13 protein-coding genes are annotated in these 18,291 nt (G+C 60.6%); 2 read left to right on the top strand and 11 right to left on the bottom strand.

The genetic code is table 11. The features are described 5' to 3' along the window. Positions 1-68: 68 nt before the first annotated feature. The 6 genes from PG898_RS12760 to gpt form a co-directional block, all read right to left on the bottom strand. The gene (locus PG898_RS12760) at positions 69-701 is read right to left on the bottom strand and encodes a murein L,D-transpeptidase catalytic domain family protein (RefSeq protein WP_270824729.1); all 633 of its coding nucleotides are present in this window, start codon (positions 699-701) and stop codon (positions 69-71) included. Positions 702-851: 150 nt separating this feature from the next. After that, positions 852-2,105, bottom strand: a complete 1,254-nt coding sequence (locus PG898_RS12765) for a glutamate-5-semialdehyde dehydrogenase (protein WP_270824730.1) — start codon at positions 2,103-2,105, stop codon at positions 852-854. A gap of 95 nt (positions 2,106-2,200) precedes the next feature. Continuing rightward, the gene (gene proB, locus PG898_RS12770; protein WP_005325991.1) at positions 2,201-3,304 is read right to left on the bottom strand and encodes a glutamate 5-kinase; all 1,104 of its coding nucleotides are present in this window, start codon (positions 3,302-3,304) and stop codon (positions 2,201-2,203) included. A 133-nt stretch (positions 3,305-3,437) separates the two neighbouring features. Next, a complete protein-coding gene (gene crl / locus PG898_RS12775) occupies positions 3,438-3,830 on the bottom strand; it encodes a sigma factor-binding protein Crl (RefSeq protein ID WP_218409555.1) in 393 nt (130 codons plus the stop codon). Between the two features lie 62 nt (positions 3,831-3,892). Continuing rightward, entirely contained in the window at positions 3,893-5,161 is a 1,269-nt protein-coding gene (gene frsA / locus PG898_RS12780) for an esterase FrsA (RefSeq protein WP_043130003.1), read from the bottom strand. A 172-nt stretch (positions 5,162-5,333) separates the two neighbouring features. After that, complete coding sequence (gpt, locus tag PG898_RS12785; protein WP_005325980.1) at positions 5,334-5,801, bottom strand: xanthine phosphoribosyltransferase; 468 nt, start codon at positions 5,799-5,801, stop codon at positions 5,334-5,336. A gap of 938 nt (positions 5,802-6,739) precedes the next feature. On the opposite strand from gpt, the gene PG898_RS12790 reads away from it, so the two are divergent. Beyond that, positions 6,740-8,191, top strand: coding sequence for an aminoacyl-histidine dipeptidase (locus PG898_RS12790; RefSeq protein WP_043130004.1), 1,452 nt, complete (start codon positions 6,740-6,742; stop codon positions 8,189-8,191). Positions 8,192-8,802: 611 nt separating this feature from the next. Here the strand turns inward: PG898_RS12790 and PG898_RS12795 are convergent. From PG898_RS12795 to PG898_RS12815, 5 genes are all read right to left on the bottom strand, one after another. Then, a complete protein-coding gene (locus PG898_RS12795) occupies positions 8,803-9,804 on the bottom strand; it encodes an ABC transporter ATP-binding protein (RefSeq protein ID WP_226171675.1) in 1,002 nt (333 codons plus the stop codon). A 94-nt stretch (positions 9,805-9,898) separates the two neighbouring features. Beyond that, entirely contained in the window at positions 9,899-10,957 is a 1,059-nt protein-coding gene (locus tag PG898_RS12800) for an ABC transporter ATP-binding protein (RefSeq protein ID WP_171274330.1), read from the bottom strand. 13 nt (positions 10,958-10,970) lie between these two features. Then, positions 10,971-12,788, bottom strand: coding sequence for an extracellular solute-binding protein (locus PG898_RS12805; RefSeq protein WP_270824731.1), 1,818 nt, complete (start codon positions 12,786-12,788; stop codon positions 10,971-10,973). 82 nt (positions 12,789-12,870) lie between these two features. Further along, a complete protein-coding gene (locus PG898_RS12810; protein WP_042649866.1) occupies positions 12,871-13,914 on the bottom strand; it encodes an ABC transporter permease in 1,044 nt (347 codons plus the stop codon). 2 nt (positions 13,915-13,916) lie between these two features. Beyond that, the gene (locus tag PG898_RS12815; protein ID WP_041205130.1) at positions 13,917-14,942 is read right to left on the bottom strand and encodes an ABC transporter permease subunit; all 1,026 of its coding nucleotides are present in this window, start codon (positions 14,940-14,942) and stop codon (positions 13,917-13,919) included. Positions 14,943-15,680: 738 nt separating this feature from the next. On the opposite strand from PG898_RS12815, the gene PG898_RS12820 reads away from it, so the two are divergent. Further along, entirely contained in the window at positions 15,681-18,287 is a 2,607-nt protein-coding gene (locus PG898_RS12820; protein WP_042649864.1) for a TonB-dependent receptor plug domain-containing protein, read from the top strand. The last annotated feature ends 4 nt before the right edge of the window (positions 18,288-18,291 follow it).

Below are 18,291 nucleotides of genomic sequence, written 5' to 3' on the forward strand. Positions count from 1 at the left end.
CTTCCATCTGACAACCGAAGGCCAGCATTTGCTGGCCTTCTTGCCCTGTATTGCTCGGGGTACCCGCCTCAGCCGTGGGCATAGATGACACTCCCCCCCTTGATGATGTCGATGATGGCCCTCGACTGCTCTCGCGGCAGCGCGGGGCAACCCCAGCTGCGGCCCAGCTTGTCATATTTTTGCAGATGCCTCGGGCTCGTATAGTCAGCACCGTGCACGACGATGGCGCGCTTGCGGGCATTGCTGTTCTTGCCCGGACTCAGTCCGTCGAGGCGCAGGGAGTAGCCGTGCTTGCCCTGATAGGTTTCGGCGGTGCGATAGACCCCGAGGGAACTCTGCCGGGAATTCATCTGGTTGGAGAACTGGCGCGCCGCCAGCTCCCCCGAATTGCGACCGTGGCTGACCCAGGTGTGGTAGAGCAGCTTGTGCCGCTTCACGTCGATGACGAACAGCCGGCGCATGGTCGAGGGCTTGCTGTAATCGATGATGGTGAGGATGGGTTTGCGCTTGTGGCGCACATCTTGATAGCCCAGCAGGGCCTTGCGGAACACCTGTTTATCGAGCTTGCCCGCCAGACCCAGCTGACGGTAGAGATCCTGATCCCAGCTGGCGTGGCCCTGGCTGCTGAAGCAGAGCGCCACCAGCAGCGGCAGCCCCAGCCAGAGGCGAGTCAGCCGCGTAATCCAATGCTGTCGCTTCATCCTTGAAGTCGCTCCCCTTCCTGATCTTGCGCCCTGAATGACGCCATCTCTCGCTGGATAGTTATATGCAAGCCACTGATAGTGCGCAATAAAAAACCACAAAAATGCCGACCAGAGTCGGCATTGACGGCAAGATGTTGATCGCCTTGCTCAGGCACGGATCAGATAGTCCGCCTGGCCGACCCACTTGTAACTGGTCAGCTCGGTCAGCCCCATGGGGCCGCGGGCGTGCAGCATCTGGGTCGAGACCGCGACTTCGGCCCCCAGGCCAAACTGGCCGCCATCGGTGAAGCGGGTGGAGGCGTTGACGTAGACCGCCGCCGAACCGGCACCGTTGACGAAGCGCTCCGCATTGGCCAGATCGTTGGTCAGGATGGCGTCGGAGTGGCCGGCGTTGTGCTCGCGCATGTGGGCCAGCGCCTCGTTCACATCCGCCACCAGCTTGATCCCCAGAGTCAGCCCCAGCCATTCGGTGTCGAAATCTTCCGCTCCCGCCTCGCACAGGTTGTCGGCACTGGCCAGCAGTGGCATGGCGCTGGGTGCGGCCACCAGGGTCACCTGGCGCTCGTTCATCAGGGAGACCAGCTGCGGCAGGAAGCGGGCGGCGATCTTCTCGTGGACCAGCAGGGTATCGAGGGCGTTGCAGGCGGAGGGGCGCTGCACCTTGGCGTTGTCGATGACCGCGAGGGAACGTTCCAGATCGGCGCTCTCGTCCACGAAGATGTGGCTGATGCCAAAGCCGCCGATGATGACGGGGATGGAGCTGTTCTCCTTGCACATCTTGTGCAGCCCGGCGCCGCCGCGGGGGATGATCATGTCCACATAGCGATCGAGGCGCAGCAGCTCGCCCACCAGGGCCCGGTCAGGGTTGTCGATGTACTGCACCGCATCACCAGGCAAGCCCGAGGCCGCCAGCGCGCGCTGGATCACCCGCACCAGCTCCAGGTTGGAGTGGAAGGTCTCGCGCCCACCGCGCAAGATGCTGGCGTTGCCGGTCTTGAGGCAGAGGCTGGCGATGTCGATGGTGACGTTGGGGCGCGCCTCGTAGATGACGCCGATGACCCCGATGGGTACCCGGCGGCGGGAGAGGCGAAGGCCGTTCTCCAGCACCCGGCTGTCGATTTCGGCGCCGACCGGATCGTCAAGGGAGATCACCTTGCGCACATCCGCCACTATGCCGGCGAGGCGGGCGGGGTTGAGCAGCAGGCGATCCAGCATGGCTTCCGACAAGCCGGCATCGCGGCCTGCCGCGATATCCTTCTCGTTGGCAGCCAGGATCTGCGCACTGTGCGCCTCCAGTTCATCGGCGATGGCGGCCAGCGCGCGGTTTTTCTGCGCCGTGCTGATGGTCGCCAGCTGATAGGCGGCCTCGCGGGCCGCCTGCCCCATTTTCTCCAGACTCATAATGTGGTTCCTTTCTGAGTGCCGCCTTACGGCAGCACCATGTCATCTCTATGAATGGCCCATGGTCCCGTGACTTCAGGCTCTGGGCCGGTGCATCACAACAGCACCATATCATCCCGGTGGATGGCAACGGCGCCATAGCCGTAACCCAGCACGGCCTCTATCTGATCCGAGTGTACGCCCCGCAGCTTCTCAAGCTCCAGATGATCGTAACGGCAGATGCCACGGGCCAGCTCACCCCCCTGGGGGCCCAGGATCCGCACCACGTCGCCACGGACGAAGTCTCCCTTGACCGCGACTATGCCCTTGGGCAGCAGGCTGGAGCCCTTCTCCTGCATGGCGGCCACGGCCCCCTGATCCACCTGGACTTCGCCGTGAGGGGGCGGCCCTGCCAGGATCCAGCTCTTGCGCCCTTCCAGCGGCGAGGCCAGTGCCGGGAACAGGGTGCCCACCCGCTCGCCAGCGGCAAGGCGACCGATCACTTCCGGGATCTGGCCGGTGGCGATCACCACGTTGACCCCGGCGCGGCGCGCCACGTCGGCGGCTTGCAGCTTGGTGGCCATGCCGCCGGTGCCCAGACCGCTGACGCTGTCACCGGCGAGGGATCGCAGGGTGTCGTCTATGGTCTGCACCTCTTCGATGAGCTGGGCATCCGGGTTGGTGCGAGGGTCCGCGGTGAAGAGCCCCTTCTGGTCGGTCAGCAGGATCAGCAGATCCGCATCGGCCAGGATGGCGGCGCGGGCGGAGAGGTTGTCGTTGTCCCCTACCTTGATCTCGGCGGTGGCCACGGCGTCGTTCTCGTTGATGACGGGGATGATGCGGTGATCGAGCAGGGTGCGCAGGGTGTCACGGGCATTGAGGTAACGTTCCCTGTCCTCCAGATCGGCGCGGGTCAGCAACATCTGGCCGATGTGCAGACCATAGAGGTTGAACAGGTCCTGCCAAACCCGGATCAACTGGGTCTGACCGACTGCCGCCAGCATCTGCTTGTTGGGCAGGGTCGGCGCCAGCGGAGGGTGTCCCAGATGCTCACGTCCAGCGGCGATGGCGCCAGAGGTCACCAGCACGACACGGTGCCCGTGTCGATGCAGGGCGGCACACTGCCTGACCAGCTCCACCATGTGGGCACGATTGAGATGGGCAGATCCCCCGGTGAGCACGCTGGTGCCCAATTTGACGACTATGGTTCTGTTTTCCATGGGAACAAAAGGTCAGAAAAGTAAGGAATCCCTTTATACCCACGGCCCTGTTGCCCTGCAAGGCAATTAAGCCTCACAGCTGTCATGGCAAAGAGGGGGCCCCGCGGATCGATGACCACAGGGCCCAGGCAGATCAGGCCGCCGTCACGTTCAGCTCGTTGGTGACCTGCTTCGCGGGAGACAAGGTGCACTCCAACAGGGTCAGCTTGCCGCTGATGAGTTTGTAGAAGTGGTTGAGGGTTCGTTCGACCTCGGCCTGGTGCTTCTTGGGCAGCGGCTTGTCGAGCCACACCCCGTCCGCATTGTAGAACCCGACCTGATAGTGATAGCTGAAGCTGTGGTCCTCCTGCTCCAGCACCAGCCACCAGCCCCAGAACTCCCGCTTGTCCGGCGCCGGTTTGGCACTGACACAGACGGAAAGGCAGTCGAAGCGGTAGCGTCCCTCCTCGCACAGATCCTCGCGCAGATAGGGGCCAATGGCCGCGAATTGCCTCAGCAATCGCTTGTAGGTCACTCTTTCTGACATGCTAACCTCCCTGTTGAACAAGCCATACCATCACATGGTGATGTTACATTTTTAGTTCTATATCATGTACATAAGTGTTTCTTTAGCCAATCTACCGTCTCTTTGAGCGCCTCGTCATACACCTCGAGCAGAGGCTGTTTGTCAAACACCACCGCCTTGCCATTGCGGCTGGCGGAGGCCAGGGCCCGGACATCCGGCTCGGGACAAATGAAGTCACGCTTGTGGCCAATGCTCAGGATGGGCACAGAGGTGCGACTCCCCAGCAACCCCTGAGTCTTGAGGGAGAAGACCTGGCACTTGGTACGCAGCAGATCCCACTGGGCGGCATCGGCCCCCAGGCGATTCGCCAGCCCGTCCCGCATCATGCGCGGACAACGGGCAAACATCTCCTGATTGGTAAACACCTGATTGATGCCGGCCCCGATGCAGACCACAGTCCTGAGCTTGAAGGGCTCGATGAACGCGAGGCGTGCTGCCACATTGCCGGCGAGGCGGAATCCCACCATGGCGATGCGCTGATGATCGACCCAGGCCACCTCGGAGAGGTGGTTGAGCACCGCCTGGTGCAGGCGACTGGTGTCCTGCACCAGCGGCCAGTGCTCCGCATAGCCGGTTCCCGGCATATCCAGCGACAGCATGCCGATGCCGTGGGGCTCGAGGCACTTGAAGTAGAAGTTGAGGAAGTCGACCTGGAGGGCGTCGATGCCGCCACTGACGATGACCAGAGGCACAGGCTTGTCGGTGGTGGGCAGGTGCAGATAACCCTGAATGGTCTTGCCCCGGAACGGGACCTGCAGCTCCTTGAGGGGCACCTTGAACAGCCTGCCCGCCTCGCGGTAGGCCATGTTGCAGAGCAACTGGGCCTGGTCCGCCAGCTCGTCATTCTTGAGGTGGGGGTAGCTCGCGATGGAGTAGTAGCGCACCGCCTTGAGCAGATTCTTCAGCGCTCCGGCGCTATCGCCCTGGCTCACCAGCTCGCGCCCGGCATTGAAGTAGCGGCCAGCCAGCTGGCTCCACTCATAGACCCAGTTGCCGGGCACATAGCCCTTGATGGTATCCAGATAGCGCTCATGGCTGCGTTCCCCCTGCCCCATGGCGATGCGGGCCAGGGTCTGCTCCACCTCCACCGGATCCGCCCCCTGCCAGGCCCAGGTCGGCCGGCGCAGCAGGCGATACCAATGGGGCGACAGGGCGCCGTCGATGAAACTCTCGGCCAGGGAGCTGTCCTGCTCTTCGACCGGGCTGGAGTTGGATATTTCGGAGGTTTCCAATACCTTTTTGACCCGGGTGAACAGCTTTTCCGTCAGGTTGGTATCGTCGTTTGGTTCCAAGATGGTGACTCTTCTGTCTCAAACAATGGCCCATCTTAACCACTTTTCACCGCAGGCAGCCACATCATAAACACATAAGGCCCCAAACAGGGGCCTTATGAAACCGTCTTGCCATCGGCGCGAGCAACCCGCCCCCGCAGCAGTCAGGGGCGGTGCGCCAAGGCAGCGGCAATTACTCTTCGTCGCAGATCGGGTTGGCAAACTCCAGCGCCATGTCCCAGGGCTGCTCAATCCAGGTGTCCTGCGGGATGGCGACCTCGAAGTCATCCACCAGCGGCTCACCCATCGGCTTGGCGAAGATGGTGATGAACTTGGCCTTGGGATAGAGGTCACGGATCGCCTTGGCGGTACCACCGGTGTCCACCAGATCGTCCACTACCAGCCAGCCTTCGCCGTCACCGGCGGTGGTGGCGGCCTTGACGACCACCAGCTCACGCTGGCTGTTGTGGTCATAGCTGGAGATGCAGAGGGTTTCGACGTTGCGAATGCCAAGTTCGCGGGCCATCAGGGCGGCAGGCACCAGGCCACCACGGCTGACCGCGATGATCCCTTTCCACTGGCTGACGGGCAGTTGACGACGGGCCAGACGGCGCGCTTCACGTTGCAGGTTATCCCACGACACATAGAACTTTTTTGGCATGCTATCGATCTCAACGAGTTATAAAGGCAATCACTTAAGGCGTAAGAGTCCCGGCAGACACACGGGATCCGGTAAATTCTGGCCACCGTTTCCTGAATTTTGCTTGCACTTTTGCGGCCTCAGGGGTGAACCCTCGGCAGCAAAAAGCAGATGCATTGAAAGCAGGACGGGCATGGCTGGCGGCCATATCGATCGAAACCCAGACCTCAGGCCAGCTGTTGGGCCGGTATGATAGCACCCTTTGCAGATAAAATGACTGGCAAACGTATGCGAAAAACAGGAAAAGTCGGTCATCTCCTGCCTGCCTCGCCTCCCCTCGGGGCTCAGTCCTCATCAACTGGGTGCTCATTCGAAGAGCAAACCTCGAATTTCGGGTAAAAAAATAGCAGGGGGAGGATGGAACCCTCACACACCTGCTGCTTTTCTGCTTTCTCTGTCAGCCTGGCTGACTGCCCGGCTTAACGGCGACCTGCGTAGGGGTTCGGATAGTTGAAACCCTGGGTATAGAGGGACTGGGCAAACCAATAGGTTGAATTGCTGCCTGACATAATGAACTCCTGATTGCTTAACAAGTTACGTACCTTTAATGCGGGTTCAAATCCTTGAACAGACACTCGGTTCCGTGGAGGCGCACTTGCTTTGCTTCGGTTCCCTGGAGGCATTGATTGTCGTCCTGACAAGTGGTTGACCCACGGCGGCTAATTTACCACCCGGCGGCGAAAAGACAATATTTTTGTGATGCACATCACGAATTTCATCTTCTGCTGGTACACACGGGCAAGGCAGTCATGTTCGCCATTCAGGCTCCCTTTATCAGCACAAGCAGACCGCAATTTGCGCAGATCGCTCACATTTTTGTGTGATTGACTGTATTATCGTTACCCTCTTCTGCGGCCCACTGGGCCCTGTCCATTTCCGTGCTGGTAAGGAGTCCCGACGTGGCACAGCTTAGTTCTCTGTCTCCCAAATTGATTTGGCAATTCTTCGAGCAGATCTGCTCCATTCCCCACCCCTCCAAGCACGAGGCCAAGTTGAGCGCCTGGATAGTGCAGTGGGCCCAGGGAGAAGGCCTGGCGGTCAAGCAAGACGCCGTGGGCAACATCATCATCAAGAAGCCGGCCACCCCGGGCATGGAAAACCGCAAGGCTGTGGTGCTGCAGGCCCACATCGACATGGTGCCCCAGGCCAATGCCGACACCCAGCACGACTTCACCAAAGACCCTATCGATGCCTATATCGACGGTGAATGGGTCACCGCCCGTGGCACCACCCTGGGCGCCGACAACGGCATGGGCATGGCAGGCTGCCTGGCCGTGCTGGCGGACAAGACCATCAAGCACGGCCCGCTGGAAGTGCTGCTGACCACGGATGAAGAGACAGGTATGACAGGCGCCTTCGGCCTGGAAGCGGGCTGGCTGGAGGGCGAGATCCTGCTCAACACCGACTCCGAAGAGGATGGCGAGGTCTACATGGGCTGCGCCGGCGGCGTGGATGCCAATATCCGCTTCCCGCTGGAGCAAGTCGCCGCAACTGAAGGCGAAGGCTTCGAGCTGCAGGTGAAGGGGCTGCGGGGCGGTCACTCCGGGGTCGACATTCACCGCGGTCGTGGCAACGCCAACAAGCTGCTGGTGCGCCTGCTCAAGGCCGCCGAGCCGCTGGGGGTGCGTCTGGCCGAGATAAGCGGCGGTACCCTGCGCAACGCCATCCCCCGCGAAGCCCGCGCCACCCTGCTGGTGCCCACCGCCAGCGTCAGTGAGTTCAAGGCCCTGGTTGACCGCTACGCCGGCATCTACCAGAGCGAGCTGGCCGCCACCGAGGCGAACCTCACCGTGCTGCTAAACGGCCGGGACACGCCCGCCAAGCTGATGAGCGAATCCCTCCAGACCCGCCTGCTGGACGCCCTGGTGGCCTGCCCCAACGGGGTGATGCGCATGAGCGACGCCATCCCGGGCGTCACCGAGACCTCCACCAACCTCGGCGTCATCAAGACCCTGGAGGGCGAGGTGTATGTGCAGTGCCTGATCCGCTCCCTGATCGACTCCGGTCGCGAGAGCGTCGAGCAGATGACCCGTTCCCTGTTCAGCCTGGCAGGCGCCAGCTGTGAGTTCACCGGCGCCTACCCGGGCTGGGCACCGAACGTGGACTCCCCCGTCATGGCCCTGGTGCGCAGCAGCTACCAGACCCTGTTCGGCGAGATGCCGAACGTCATGGTGATCCACGCCGGCCTCGAGTGCGGTCTGTTCAAGAGCGCCTACCCGGATTGGGACATGGTCTCCTTCGGCCCGACCATCCGCGGCGCCCACGCGCCGGGCGAGAAGGTACACATCCCGGCGGTCGAGCGCTTCTGGCAACTGCTGGTCCACGTGCTGGAGCAGATCCCGGCCAAGTAAGCACCGCCTCCCCTGCCGCTTCATGCCCCGCCCAGTGCGGGGCATGTCATTGGGGCTGCGCCCCTGCTTTCCCTGCATTGCCTCCCTTCATTGCCCTGCTGATCCCCCTTGAAATCGTATCCATAAGCAACCCTGGATTTGAAAACCTTTTCCATGATTTATGTAAATTTACAACACAATAAGTTGATCGAGATCACAAAAGCCTCTAGCATCAAAGTGTGACCAAGGTCACATGAAGCAATAAGCAACAGAACAAAGAGGTAAGACTATGTTTGAGAACCTGGCAGTGCTGTTCCACCTGAAGGGTGCATCCAGCAAGAAAGGCACACAAGAGAAAGACACTTATGCGCCTTCGACTCGCAACTACTACTTCCGCTATGGCGCCTGATGTCGCCGGCTCGGATGTCGAAGCAACAAAAGTAGTAAAATTACAAAATAACGCAATCCACACAACAGCCACCCCCTCGGGGCGCTGTCCTGCCCGGGCCAGATGTTCCACGGCCAAACCTGAACTCCAACCATGAAGATGGGGCCCACAGGCCCCATTTTTTATTGATCATCCTCGACACCGCCTTGCTGTGATACCGGCCGTGGCGAAGCGGACGCCGGCATCAGACCGCCTTTCCCAACGGCACCGCCTCCACGGCAGGCAAGGGGAAGTGGCAGGCAACCTGATGGGCCTCTGTGCCACACGGCTCGAGACTCGGCGAGGTACTGCGGCACAGATCCGTGGCATAGGGGCAACGTTGATGGAAATGACAACCGCTCGGGGGAGAGATGGGTGAGGGCACATCCCCGGTCAGAAGGATGCGCTGGTTGCGCCGGCGAGGATCCGGCACCGGGATCGCCGAGATAAGCGCCTGGGTGTAGGGATGGCGCGGGCTCAGATAAAGTTGCTGGGCCTCTGCCAACTCGACGATGCGCCCGAGGTACATCACCGCTATCCGGTCCGAGATGTGCTTGACCACCGACAGATCGTGGGCGATGAAGATGATGGCCAGATTCATCTCCCGCTGCAGGGTGAGCAGCAAGTTCACTATCTGGGACTGTACCGAGACATCCAGCGCCGATACCGCCTCGTCACACACCAGCAGCCTGGGTTTGAGGGCGATGGCACGGGCAATGCCGATGCGCTGGCGCTGACCGCCTGAAAACTCGTGAGGATAGCGATCTACCGCACTCTTCGGCAGGCCCACCTTGTCCAGCAGCTCCAGCACCCAGCCCCGTCGCTGCTCCGTGTTGCCTTTACCGTGGATGATGAAGGGCTCTTCCAGGATCTGACCCACGGTGTGACGACCATTGAGAGACTCTGCAGGATCCTGAAACACGATCTGCATCTCCTGGCGCAGGGATCGCATCTCCCCGGGTGACAACCGGGTGATGTCGCGTCCCTCGAAACTTATCTGCCCCGCCGTGGGCTCAAACAGCTTGAGCAGGGAACGGCCCAGGGTGGACTTGCCACAGCCGGACTCCCCTACCAGCCCCAGCGTCTCCCCCTGCTTGAGGTCAAAGCTGATGCCATCCACCGCATAGACGGTGTAGGGTTTGCGCAAGAAACCGCCACCCATCTTGAAATGCTGCTTCAAGTCCCTTACCGACAACAAGACGCTCATCGCCGCCACTCCCGTCCATCCTGGTGAAGAGCCGACATAGCCCCTTCCCTGTTGCTGAAGTGCTGTTTCAACTCCCGCACCGACAACAAGACGCTCATATGCTCAACTCCTTCCAGTGGTGGCAGGCCACTGCGTGGCGATCGCTCAGCTGTTCTGTCGCCGGTATGGTGCTCACGCAGATCTCGGTGGCGTGGGGGCAACGGTTGGAGAAGCGGCAGCCCGCTGGCATCTCGTGCAGGGCGGGCACCTGGCCCTTGATGGTCTTGAGCAGGCTCTTGGGCACATCTTCGAGGCGCGGGATCGAGGCCATCAGACCATGAGTATAGGGATGGCGCGGGTGGTCAAACAGCTCGAAGATGTCGGCCCGCTCCACGGCGCGGCCCGCATACATCACCACCACCTCGTCGCACAGCTCGGCCACCACCCCGAGATCATGGGTGATGAAGATGATGGCCATGCCGGTCTGGGCCTGCAGCGCCTTCATCAGATCCAGGATCTGGGCCTGGATGGTGACATCCAGCGCCGTGGTCGGCTCGTCGCAGATGAGCAAATCCGGCTCGCAGGCGAGCGCCATGGCGATCATCACCCGCTGGCGCATGCCGCCGGAGAGGTTGTGGGGATAGACGGCAAAACGCTGGGCCGGCTCCGGGATCCCCACCTTCTGCAGCATGGCGATGGCGGCCTCCTTGCGCTGGGCCTTGCTGAAATCGGGCCTGTGCAGGCTGAACACCTCCATCAGCTGATCCCCCACGGTCTGCACCGGGTTGAGCGCCGTCATCGGCTCCTGGAAGATCATCGAGATGCGGTTGCCGCGCACCTTGTACATCTGATCCGGTGCCAGAGTGAGCAGCTCCTCCCCCTGAAAGCGGATGGAACCCGCCACCACCTGACCGTGGGGCCTCGGCAACAGCCCCATGATGGCCAGCGAGGTGACGCTCTTGCCGCAGCCGGACTCGCCGACTATCCCCAGGGTCTGGCCCGGGGCTACCTTGAAGCTGACCCCGTCGAGCACCTTTATCTTGCCGTCATCGACCGCGAACTCCACCTCGAGATCGCTGACCTCCAGGATGGGGGCCATGCCCTGGCCGCCATCAGCGGTGAACTTCCCCCCATTCTCTCGAACGTCGAGGATGGGAGCCTGTGTCTCTGCCATCGCCTCCCCCTTCTCAATGATGCGCATAGGTCTTGTCGATCAGGGTGATGGGCGCAAGCGCTTCACCCGCGTCCTTGGCCTTACGGGTCTCTTCCTGCACCTTGGGATCGAGCCAGAGCAGGCCGCCACTGCTGTGGGGGTAGCCATCCATGGGCCAATAGAGCAGATCCGGTGTGTTACGGGTGGCGGGCACCTCCGGCAGCATCACATGACGCCAGCTGCTGGCCCGCACGTAGTTGAGCTGCACCCCGGGCACGAAGATGGCGAGATCATAGATGCGCTGCTGGACCTGACGGGAGATCTCGGCACGCTTGGTCATGTCGAACTCGACGTTGTAGGCGTCGATCAGGGCATCCAGCTCCTTGTCGGCCACATTGAACAGATTGTTGGTCTGCGGCTTGTTGGCGTTGGCCGAGTGGAACGACTCCCAATATTGCGGGTAGAGACCACCGCCACCCCAGCCGAGCCAGGCAGCCTCGTGCTTCTTCTCCAGCATCACCTTGAAGCCGGTGGCGCCATCCACCAGGTTGAGCTCCAGATCCAGGCCCGCCTTCTTGGCCTCTTCCTTGAGTACGGTCAGCCGCTTGGAGTGCTCCTGGCTGGTGTAGGTGAGGGCAAGGGTCAACCGCTCCCCCTTGTCGTTTTGCAAGATGCCGTCCGGCCCCGGCTTGTTGTAGCCGCCCTTGGCGAAGTACTCCCGCGCCTTGGTGATGTCATAGGCCCGCTCCGGCAGCTTGATGTCGGTGAATTCGCCAAAGCCCGAACCAAAGGTGGTGGCCCTGTCGTAGTCGCCGTGAAGCACGGTCGCTATCATCTTGTCCAGGTTCATGGCGTGCTGGATGCCGAGGCGCACATTCACGTCCGCCAGCTTGTGATTGGCCACATTGAGGTGCACCCCCTGCCCCCCCTGCTTGGTGTCGGTCATCGCCATCACCTTCTGCACGTACCCCTTCTTGTATTCCGGGGTGACCGCTTTTTCATGCCACCAGTTGGGCAGGATCATCTCGAAAGTGTCCAGCTCCCCTTTCAGGAAGTGGCGAAACGCGATGTTGTGGTCGCGGATCACCTGCACCTTGATGCGGTCGATATTGAATCTGTGCTGGTTGTAACGATCGTTCTGGGCCCACCAGTTCTGCTGCTTGCTGAAGGTGATGGACTTGCCCTTCTTCACCTCGCTCATCACATAGGGGCCCGTGGTCGGGACTATAGCCCAGTTGTACTGCTTCACCCAGTTCGGTCCCATCTTGTAGTAGTGCTTCGGCTGGGGCCACAGCTCCGTGGTGTTGAGCAGGTCCAGCCTGGCCTTGCGACTGCCTGCCTTCACCAGGATGGTGTGATCGTCAACCTTCTCCACCGCCACCACCTCTGTGGTGTAGTAGTTGTTGAACCAGGGGCCCTTGATGTCCTTGGAGCGCATCATCTCGTAGCCGAAGGTGTAGTCGTCGGCGGTGACCGGCTTGCCGTCAGACCATTTGGCACGGGGGTCCAGCTTGAAGTAGACGGTCTGGCTGTCCGGCGCGATAGCCCAGGCGCTCGCCAGCGAGGGGATCGGGTTGCCGGTGTTGGGATGGAAACTGATGAGCCTCAGCTGGTTGTCCTGGATGAAGGAGCGGAACGAACCGTTGGAATCGGGCCCCACGGTGCGAAACGTCAGCGGAAAGCTGTCGATGAAGAGGTTGAGAGTGCCACCGGGCAGCGCCTTGGGGGAGGCGAAGGTGGGGTCGGTGTCGTTGGTCTCCCACTTGAGATCCGCAGGCAGGCTGGCGGCCCACACCCAGGATCCGTTCACCAGCAGAAAAAGCGCACCTATCCATTTGATTTTATTTTTCATGTTTGACTTCCAGGTCTAGCCCCTGCACCGGGGGCGTCTCAATTAAGGGTTGGATACCCAGGGCAATGAGGCGTGCCCAGGGTCACTGATAACGGGTAAATTTGCGCGGATCGAACGCCTCGCGGATCGCCTCGCCGATGAAGGAGACCATGATCAGCACCAGGCTCACCGCCACCACCACGGAGCTCACGATCCAGATGGCATCCAGGTTGTTGATCCCCTGGGAGAGCAATTCCCCCCAGCTCGGGGTTGGCGGCGCCAGACCGAAGCCCAGATAGTCCAGCGCCGTCAGGGTGGAGATATTGCCCACCACGGCGAACGGCGCCAGGGTGACGATCATCATCAGGGTGTTGGGCAGGATATGGTTGAAGATGATGCGCCGGGTGGTCGCCCCTTGCGCCCGCGCCGCCATCACATAGTCCCGCGCCCGCTCCTTGTAGGTGAGGGTGCGCATGTACCAGGTGATCCCCATCCAGCCGAACAGCACGTTGATGCCCACGAACAGGCCGAAGTTCGGCTTGGCCAGCGACACCAGGATCATGATGACGTAGAGAAACGGCACCTGAGACCAGATCTCGATAAAACGCTGCAACACAAGGTCAAACCGGCCGCCGAGAAAGCCCATCATGCAACCGATGCTGACCCCGATGACATAGCTCGCCACCAGGGTGATGAAGGCAAAGCCGATGGCGATGCGAAAGCCGTAGACCAGGCGCGCCAGCACGTCGCGACCGCTGGTGTCGGTGCCGAGGAAGTGGCGCTCCGCCAGGTTGGGGGCGTAGGGCGGGTAGGCCTCCTCCTTGAAGTCCTGCTCATAGGGGTTCCAGGGCACCAGGGGCAGCAGCACCCAGTCCCCCTTGGCCTCTTGCGCAAGCTTGGCTTGCAACTGGCGGTAGTTGGTCTCGTACTCGTAATCGAGCCCGAAGTGCTGGCCCGGGATCACGTCGCCATAGGTGGGAAAGTAGATCTCTCCCTGATAGCTCACCGCCAGGGCCCGGCTGTTGACCAGGAGTTCCGCCAGCAGGGAGATGACCACCAGGACCGAAAAGATGACAAAGGAGTAGTAGCCGCGCTTGATCGACTTGAAGCGCTTGAGTTTTTTCAGGGTTACCGGATTCAGGTTCATGCTCAGTCTCCAAACCGCACGCGGGGATCGACCAGGGCAACGCAGATGTCGGAGACGATATTGCCCACCAGCATCAGCATGGAGGTGATGGCCAGGATGCCCATGACGGTGGGGTAATCCCGCTCGACGATGGCCTCATAGCCGAGCAGGCCGATGCCGTCGATGTTGAAGATGGTCTCGATGAGGAAGGAGCCCCCGAAGAAGACGGTGAGCACCGATCCCAGGTGGCTCGCGATGGGGATCAGGCTGTTGCGCATGGCGTGGTCGGTGACCGCCTTGCGAAACGGCAGCCCCTTGGCCACGGCGGTACGCACGTAATCCGCCGACAGGTTCTCCATCAGGCTGTTCTTCATGGTCATGGTGAGGATGGCGAAATCCCCGATGGCATAGGCGATGAGTGGCAGCAGGGCGTGAGCGAAGACGGTACGGATCTGATCCCAACTGCTCTCCATCGAGTCGAAGTCGTCCCCCGGGAAGCCCCCCATGGGCAGCCACTCCAGATGAAACGCGAAGACGGTAATGAGGAAGATCCCCACCACGTAGGCGGGCAGCGCATAGGCCATGTAGATGAGCATGGAGCTCAAGGAATCGAAGCGGCTGTTGTGCCTGAGGGCCTTGGCCACCCCGAGCGGGATGGAGACGGCATAACTCAGCAGGAAAGTCGCCAGCCCGAAGAAGGCGGTCACCGGTAGCCTGTCCTTGATGAGATCCCACACCGGCTCGTAGTAACGGGTCGACTCCCCGAGATCCAGCACCGCCAGCTTCTGCAGCCACTCCCAGTAGGCGATCAGCATGGGCTTGTCGAGGCCGTAAAAGGCCTTGAGCTCCTCGATCTGCTCATCGGAGAGCGCCTGCGCCCCCTTGCTGCCACTGGAGCGGCCGGTCTCGTTCTGTGATACCTGCGCCTGCAACAACATGCGCTCGACCGGGCCGCCCGGCACGAAGCGGGTGATGGTGAAGACGAGCAGGGTGATACCGAGAAACGTCGGGATGATCAAAAGCATCCGACGTAGGAAATACGACAGCATGGTGGAACCTCGTCCTTGTTGTTCTTTTATGGTCAGTCACATCCGGTGACCGACCTGTCCTTCCTGGCATTACTCACTGAATTGACTGGTATTGGCAGTCAATCCCGCTCGGTCACTGTAAAAGCTCTGCAACAAAAATCAAGTAGAACTAACCCGGTCAACGGTCAGTGACGTCAACAGCATAACTCACTGATGTTTTTTTCCAAAAAATCCAACTTCCATATAAAAAACTGCTACGCATTCTCATTTAACTTGTTTTTAATTATTGAAAAATTAATTGAACACCCACATCAAAAACACAAAAAACCAATAAAAACAAAAAGATAAAATCAATCACACCCTGTTTTCATTTTATCCATAAAAGAAGAGGGAAATATCCCAAGAACGAAACCTGAACAGAAACTGCCTCACACCCAAATACAGATTTAAATACTGAGAAAATGTCATTACGCGATATGAAGAACATTGCGACAGGCGACTTATCGATAAGTTCAAAAATAATCAATAAAATGGCAAAAGACAAAATTAACAACATCTTTACATTATTGTTCGCATTTCTTGCGGAATAAAACGCCAAAAAATATGCCGAAATCCTACATAGTATTCTAATCCCCTATCTCTTCCCCATCCTGGCCGCTCCATTTGACGTCAATCATCAAACCTTGATAAGCCTTACGCACCGCTCCAACGAGGGCGGTAAAGGAAGCAAACAATAAACAATCAGGAAGGATACTAGCGATGCTTAGGAAAAGCAGACTCTCTGCTGCCGTAGCGTTTGCCTTGGCGAGCGCGGCAGTTGTGGCCACCCCTGTCCTGGCCGAAGAGGGCCAGAACGTCGAAAAACTGCAGAAAATCAAGGTCACCGGCTCGCGGATCTCCCGAGTCGATGTGGAAGGCTCCACCCCGGTCGTCTCCGTGACCAAGGCAAAAATCGAGCAATCCGGTCAACAGACCGTCGCCGATTACCTCAAACAGGCCTCCTACAACTCCTTTGGTGGCGTCTCCCCGGCTTCCGGCAGCTCCTTCCAGTCCCAATCCACCGTCGGCCTGCGCGGCCTGGGTTCAGAGCGCACCCTGGTCTTGCTGAACGGCAAGCGGGTCGCGGGTTCCCCCACCATGGGTGGCACCTCCATCAACCTGAACACCATCCCCATGGCCGCCGTTGAGCGGGTCGAAGTCAACCTGGACGGCGGCTCGGCCATCTATGGTTCCGACGCCATCGGCGGTGTCATCAACGTGGTGCTCAAAGAGGGCTACGAAGGCCTGACCTTCCAGGGTCGCCTCGGTTCCCCGACCGAAGAGGGCGGTGACGAGAAGAGCGGCTCCGTCGTGGCAGGCGTCAACGGCGAGAAGGGTTCGCTGATGGCGGTCTACGAGCACGACAAGAAGGACGTCATCTACAGCCGTGATCGTGATTATCTTGCCAAGCAGGGCAACGATGCTCCCAGTCCCTATGGCCGCAACGTGGAAGGGATCACCGGCCTGGACGGCAACGGCGACCCCATCTGGAAATACGGCCCCCTGGCCGGCGCCACCAATGCAGACGGCTCATGCAAGGAGCCCTTCGTCGGGTTCGAGGGCGGCTGTAACTTCAACTACGGCCAGGTCGCGGCCACCACGGCCTCCCGCAGCCGTGACACCCTGTATGTGAACGGTCGCTACCACATCAACGACACCGTGGACTTCGTGCCGCAAATCATCGGCTCCCGGGTCGAGAGCTTCGGTCGCTTCGCCCCCGCCGCCGGCGCCTTCGCCATAGACCCGGCCAACCCGAAAAACGCGCAATTCTTCGCTGACAACGGCCTGGATGCCGCCGCCACCCAGGGTCTGGGTGAAGCCGCTTACGCCTACTACCGCTTCAGCAACGTCGGCCCCCGTGACAACTACGTCACCGACATGACCGGCAGCCTGAACCTCGGCTTCGAGGGCACCGTCACCACCGAAAGCGTCGGTGACATGCAGTGGAACGCCGGTTACATGTATTCCAAGACCGACAACAAGGAGAACGGCACCGGTTACGTGCTCAAATCCGCCGCCCAACAGGCCATCGCCGACGGCAAGTTCGTCGGTGGCGAATTCGATCCCAAGAGCACGGCCGCCATGGCCGCCGACACCAGCCGCCGCTCCACCATGGACTTCTACCAGTGGTACGCCGGTGTCCAGTGGGACATGGGTGAGCTGCCGGCCGGTCCGGTCAGCTGGTACGCCGGTGCCGAGTACAACGACTGGGTCTATACCGACAAGTACGATGCCCAGTCCGAGGCTGGCAACATCATCGGCTCCGCCGGCAACTCCTCCGGCGGGGTGCGCGACGTCACCGCCGCCTACGTCGAGTCACTGGTGCCCATCACCGAGCAGGTCGAGCTGAACCTGGCCGGTCGCTTCGATGATTACAGCGACTTCGGCAGCGCCTTCTCCCCCAAGGCGAGCCTGCGTTACCAGCCGCTCGACAACCTGATGCTGCGTACCTCCTGGTCCCGCTCGTTCCGCGCCCCCAGCCTGAGCGATCTCTATGCGGCTGACTCCTTCTCGGCCGACTGGGCCAAGGACTATGTCTACTGCGAGGCCAACGGCATCTCGGCAGCAGACTGCCCGAACCGCCAGTACGACACCACCCGCACCGCCAACGAGGATCTGAAGGAAGAGACCGCGGACACCTGGAACTTCGGGGTGGCCTACAGCCCGGTGGATGACCTGAACCTCTCCCTGGACTACTACACCATCAAGATCAAGGACGTGATCCAGCTGAACTCCCTGCAGTCCGTCATCTATGACGAGCTGAACAACGGCGGCTCCAGCAACATCACCCGCAACAGCCAGGGCAAGATCAGCGGTGCCATCGCACCTATGGTCAACCTGGGTACCCTGAACACCAGCGGCCTGGATCTCAAGCTGGATTACCGCTACGACCTGAACTCCGCCACCATCCGCTATGACCTGGGCGGCACCTACATCCTGGAGTACAAGGAAGGCCTGTACGCCGGTGGCCCCGTCATCGACAAGATCGGCCAGAACGGTCTGCCACAGATGCGCTTCAGCTCCGGCGTGGGTGTCAACGTGCCCCAATGGTGGAACATGGATACCTATCTGAGCGCGAACTACATCGACTCCCAGAGCCAGGACTACATCGCCGACACCGGTGAGGAAGTGGGCCACATCGCGTCCCAGACCACCTGGAACCTGAACGTCGGGGTGGATGCGCCCTGGAACGGCAAGATCCAGGTCGGGGTGAAGAACATGTTCAACGCGGGCCCGTCCCTCGAGAGCGATGGCTTCACCTATGACGACGAGCTCTACAGCATCGACGGTCGCATCTACTACCTCGACTACGCCCAGAAGTTCTAATCCA

It is taken from the genome of Aeromonas sp. QDB31 (genome assembly GCF_027707605.1).
Taxonomy (GTDB): domain Bacteria; phylum Pseudomonadota; class Gammaproteobacteria; order Enterobacterales; family Aeromonadaceae; genus Aeromonas; species Aeromonas media.

Bases quoted from the DNA above. Each gene is read 5' to 3' on its own strand.
- PG898_RS12760 (WP_270824729.1), bottom strand. From the start codon at position 701: ATGAAGCGACAGCATTGGATTACGCGGCTGACTCGCCTCTGGCTGGGG.
- PG898_RS12765 (WP_270824730.1), bottom strand. From the start codon at position 2,105: ATGAGTCTGGAGAAAATGGGGCAGGCGGCCCGCGAGGCCGCCTATCAG.
- proB (WP_005325991.1), bottom strand. From the start codon at position 3,304: ATGGAAAACAGAACCATAGTCGTCAAATTGGGCACCAGCGTGCTCACC.
- crl (WP_218409555.1), bottom strand. From the start codon at position 3,830: ATGTCAGAAAGAGTGACCTACAAGCGATTGCTGAGGCAATTCGCGGCC.
- gpt (WP_005325980.1), bottom strand. From the start codon at position 5,801: ATGCCAAAAAAGTTCTATGTGTCGTGGGATAACCTGCAACGTGAAGCG.
- PG898_RS12795 (WP_226171675.1), bottom strand. From the start codon at position 9,804: ATGAGCGTCTTGTTGTCGGTAAGGGACTTGAAGCAGCATTTCAAGATG.
- PG898_RS12800 (WP_171274330.1), bottom strand. From the start codon at position 10,957: ATGGCAGAGACACAGGCTCCCATCCTCGACGTTCGAGAGAATGGGGGG.
- PG898_RS12805 (WP_270824731.1), bottom strand. From the start codon at position 12,788: ATGAAAAATAAAATCAAATGGATAGGTGCGCTTTTTCTGCTGGTGAAC.
- PG898_RS12810 (WP_042649866.1), bottom strand. From the start codon at position 13,914: ATGAACCTGAATCCGGTAACCCTGAAAAAACTCAAGCGCTTCAAGTCG.
- PG898_RS12815 (WP_041205130.1), bottom strand. From the start codon at position 14,942: ATGCTGTCGTATTTCCTACGTCGGATGCTTTTGATCATCCCGACGTTT.
- PG898_RS12820 (WP_042649864.1), top strand. From the start codon at position 15,681: ATGCTTAGGAAAAGCAGACTCTCTGCTGCCGTAGCGTTTGCCTTGGCG.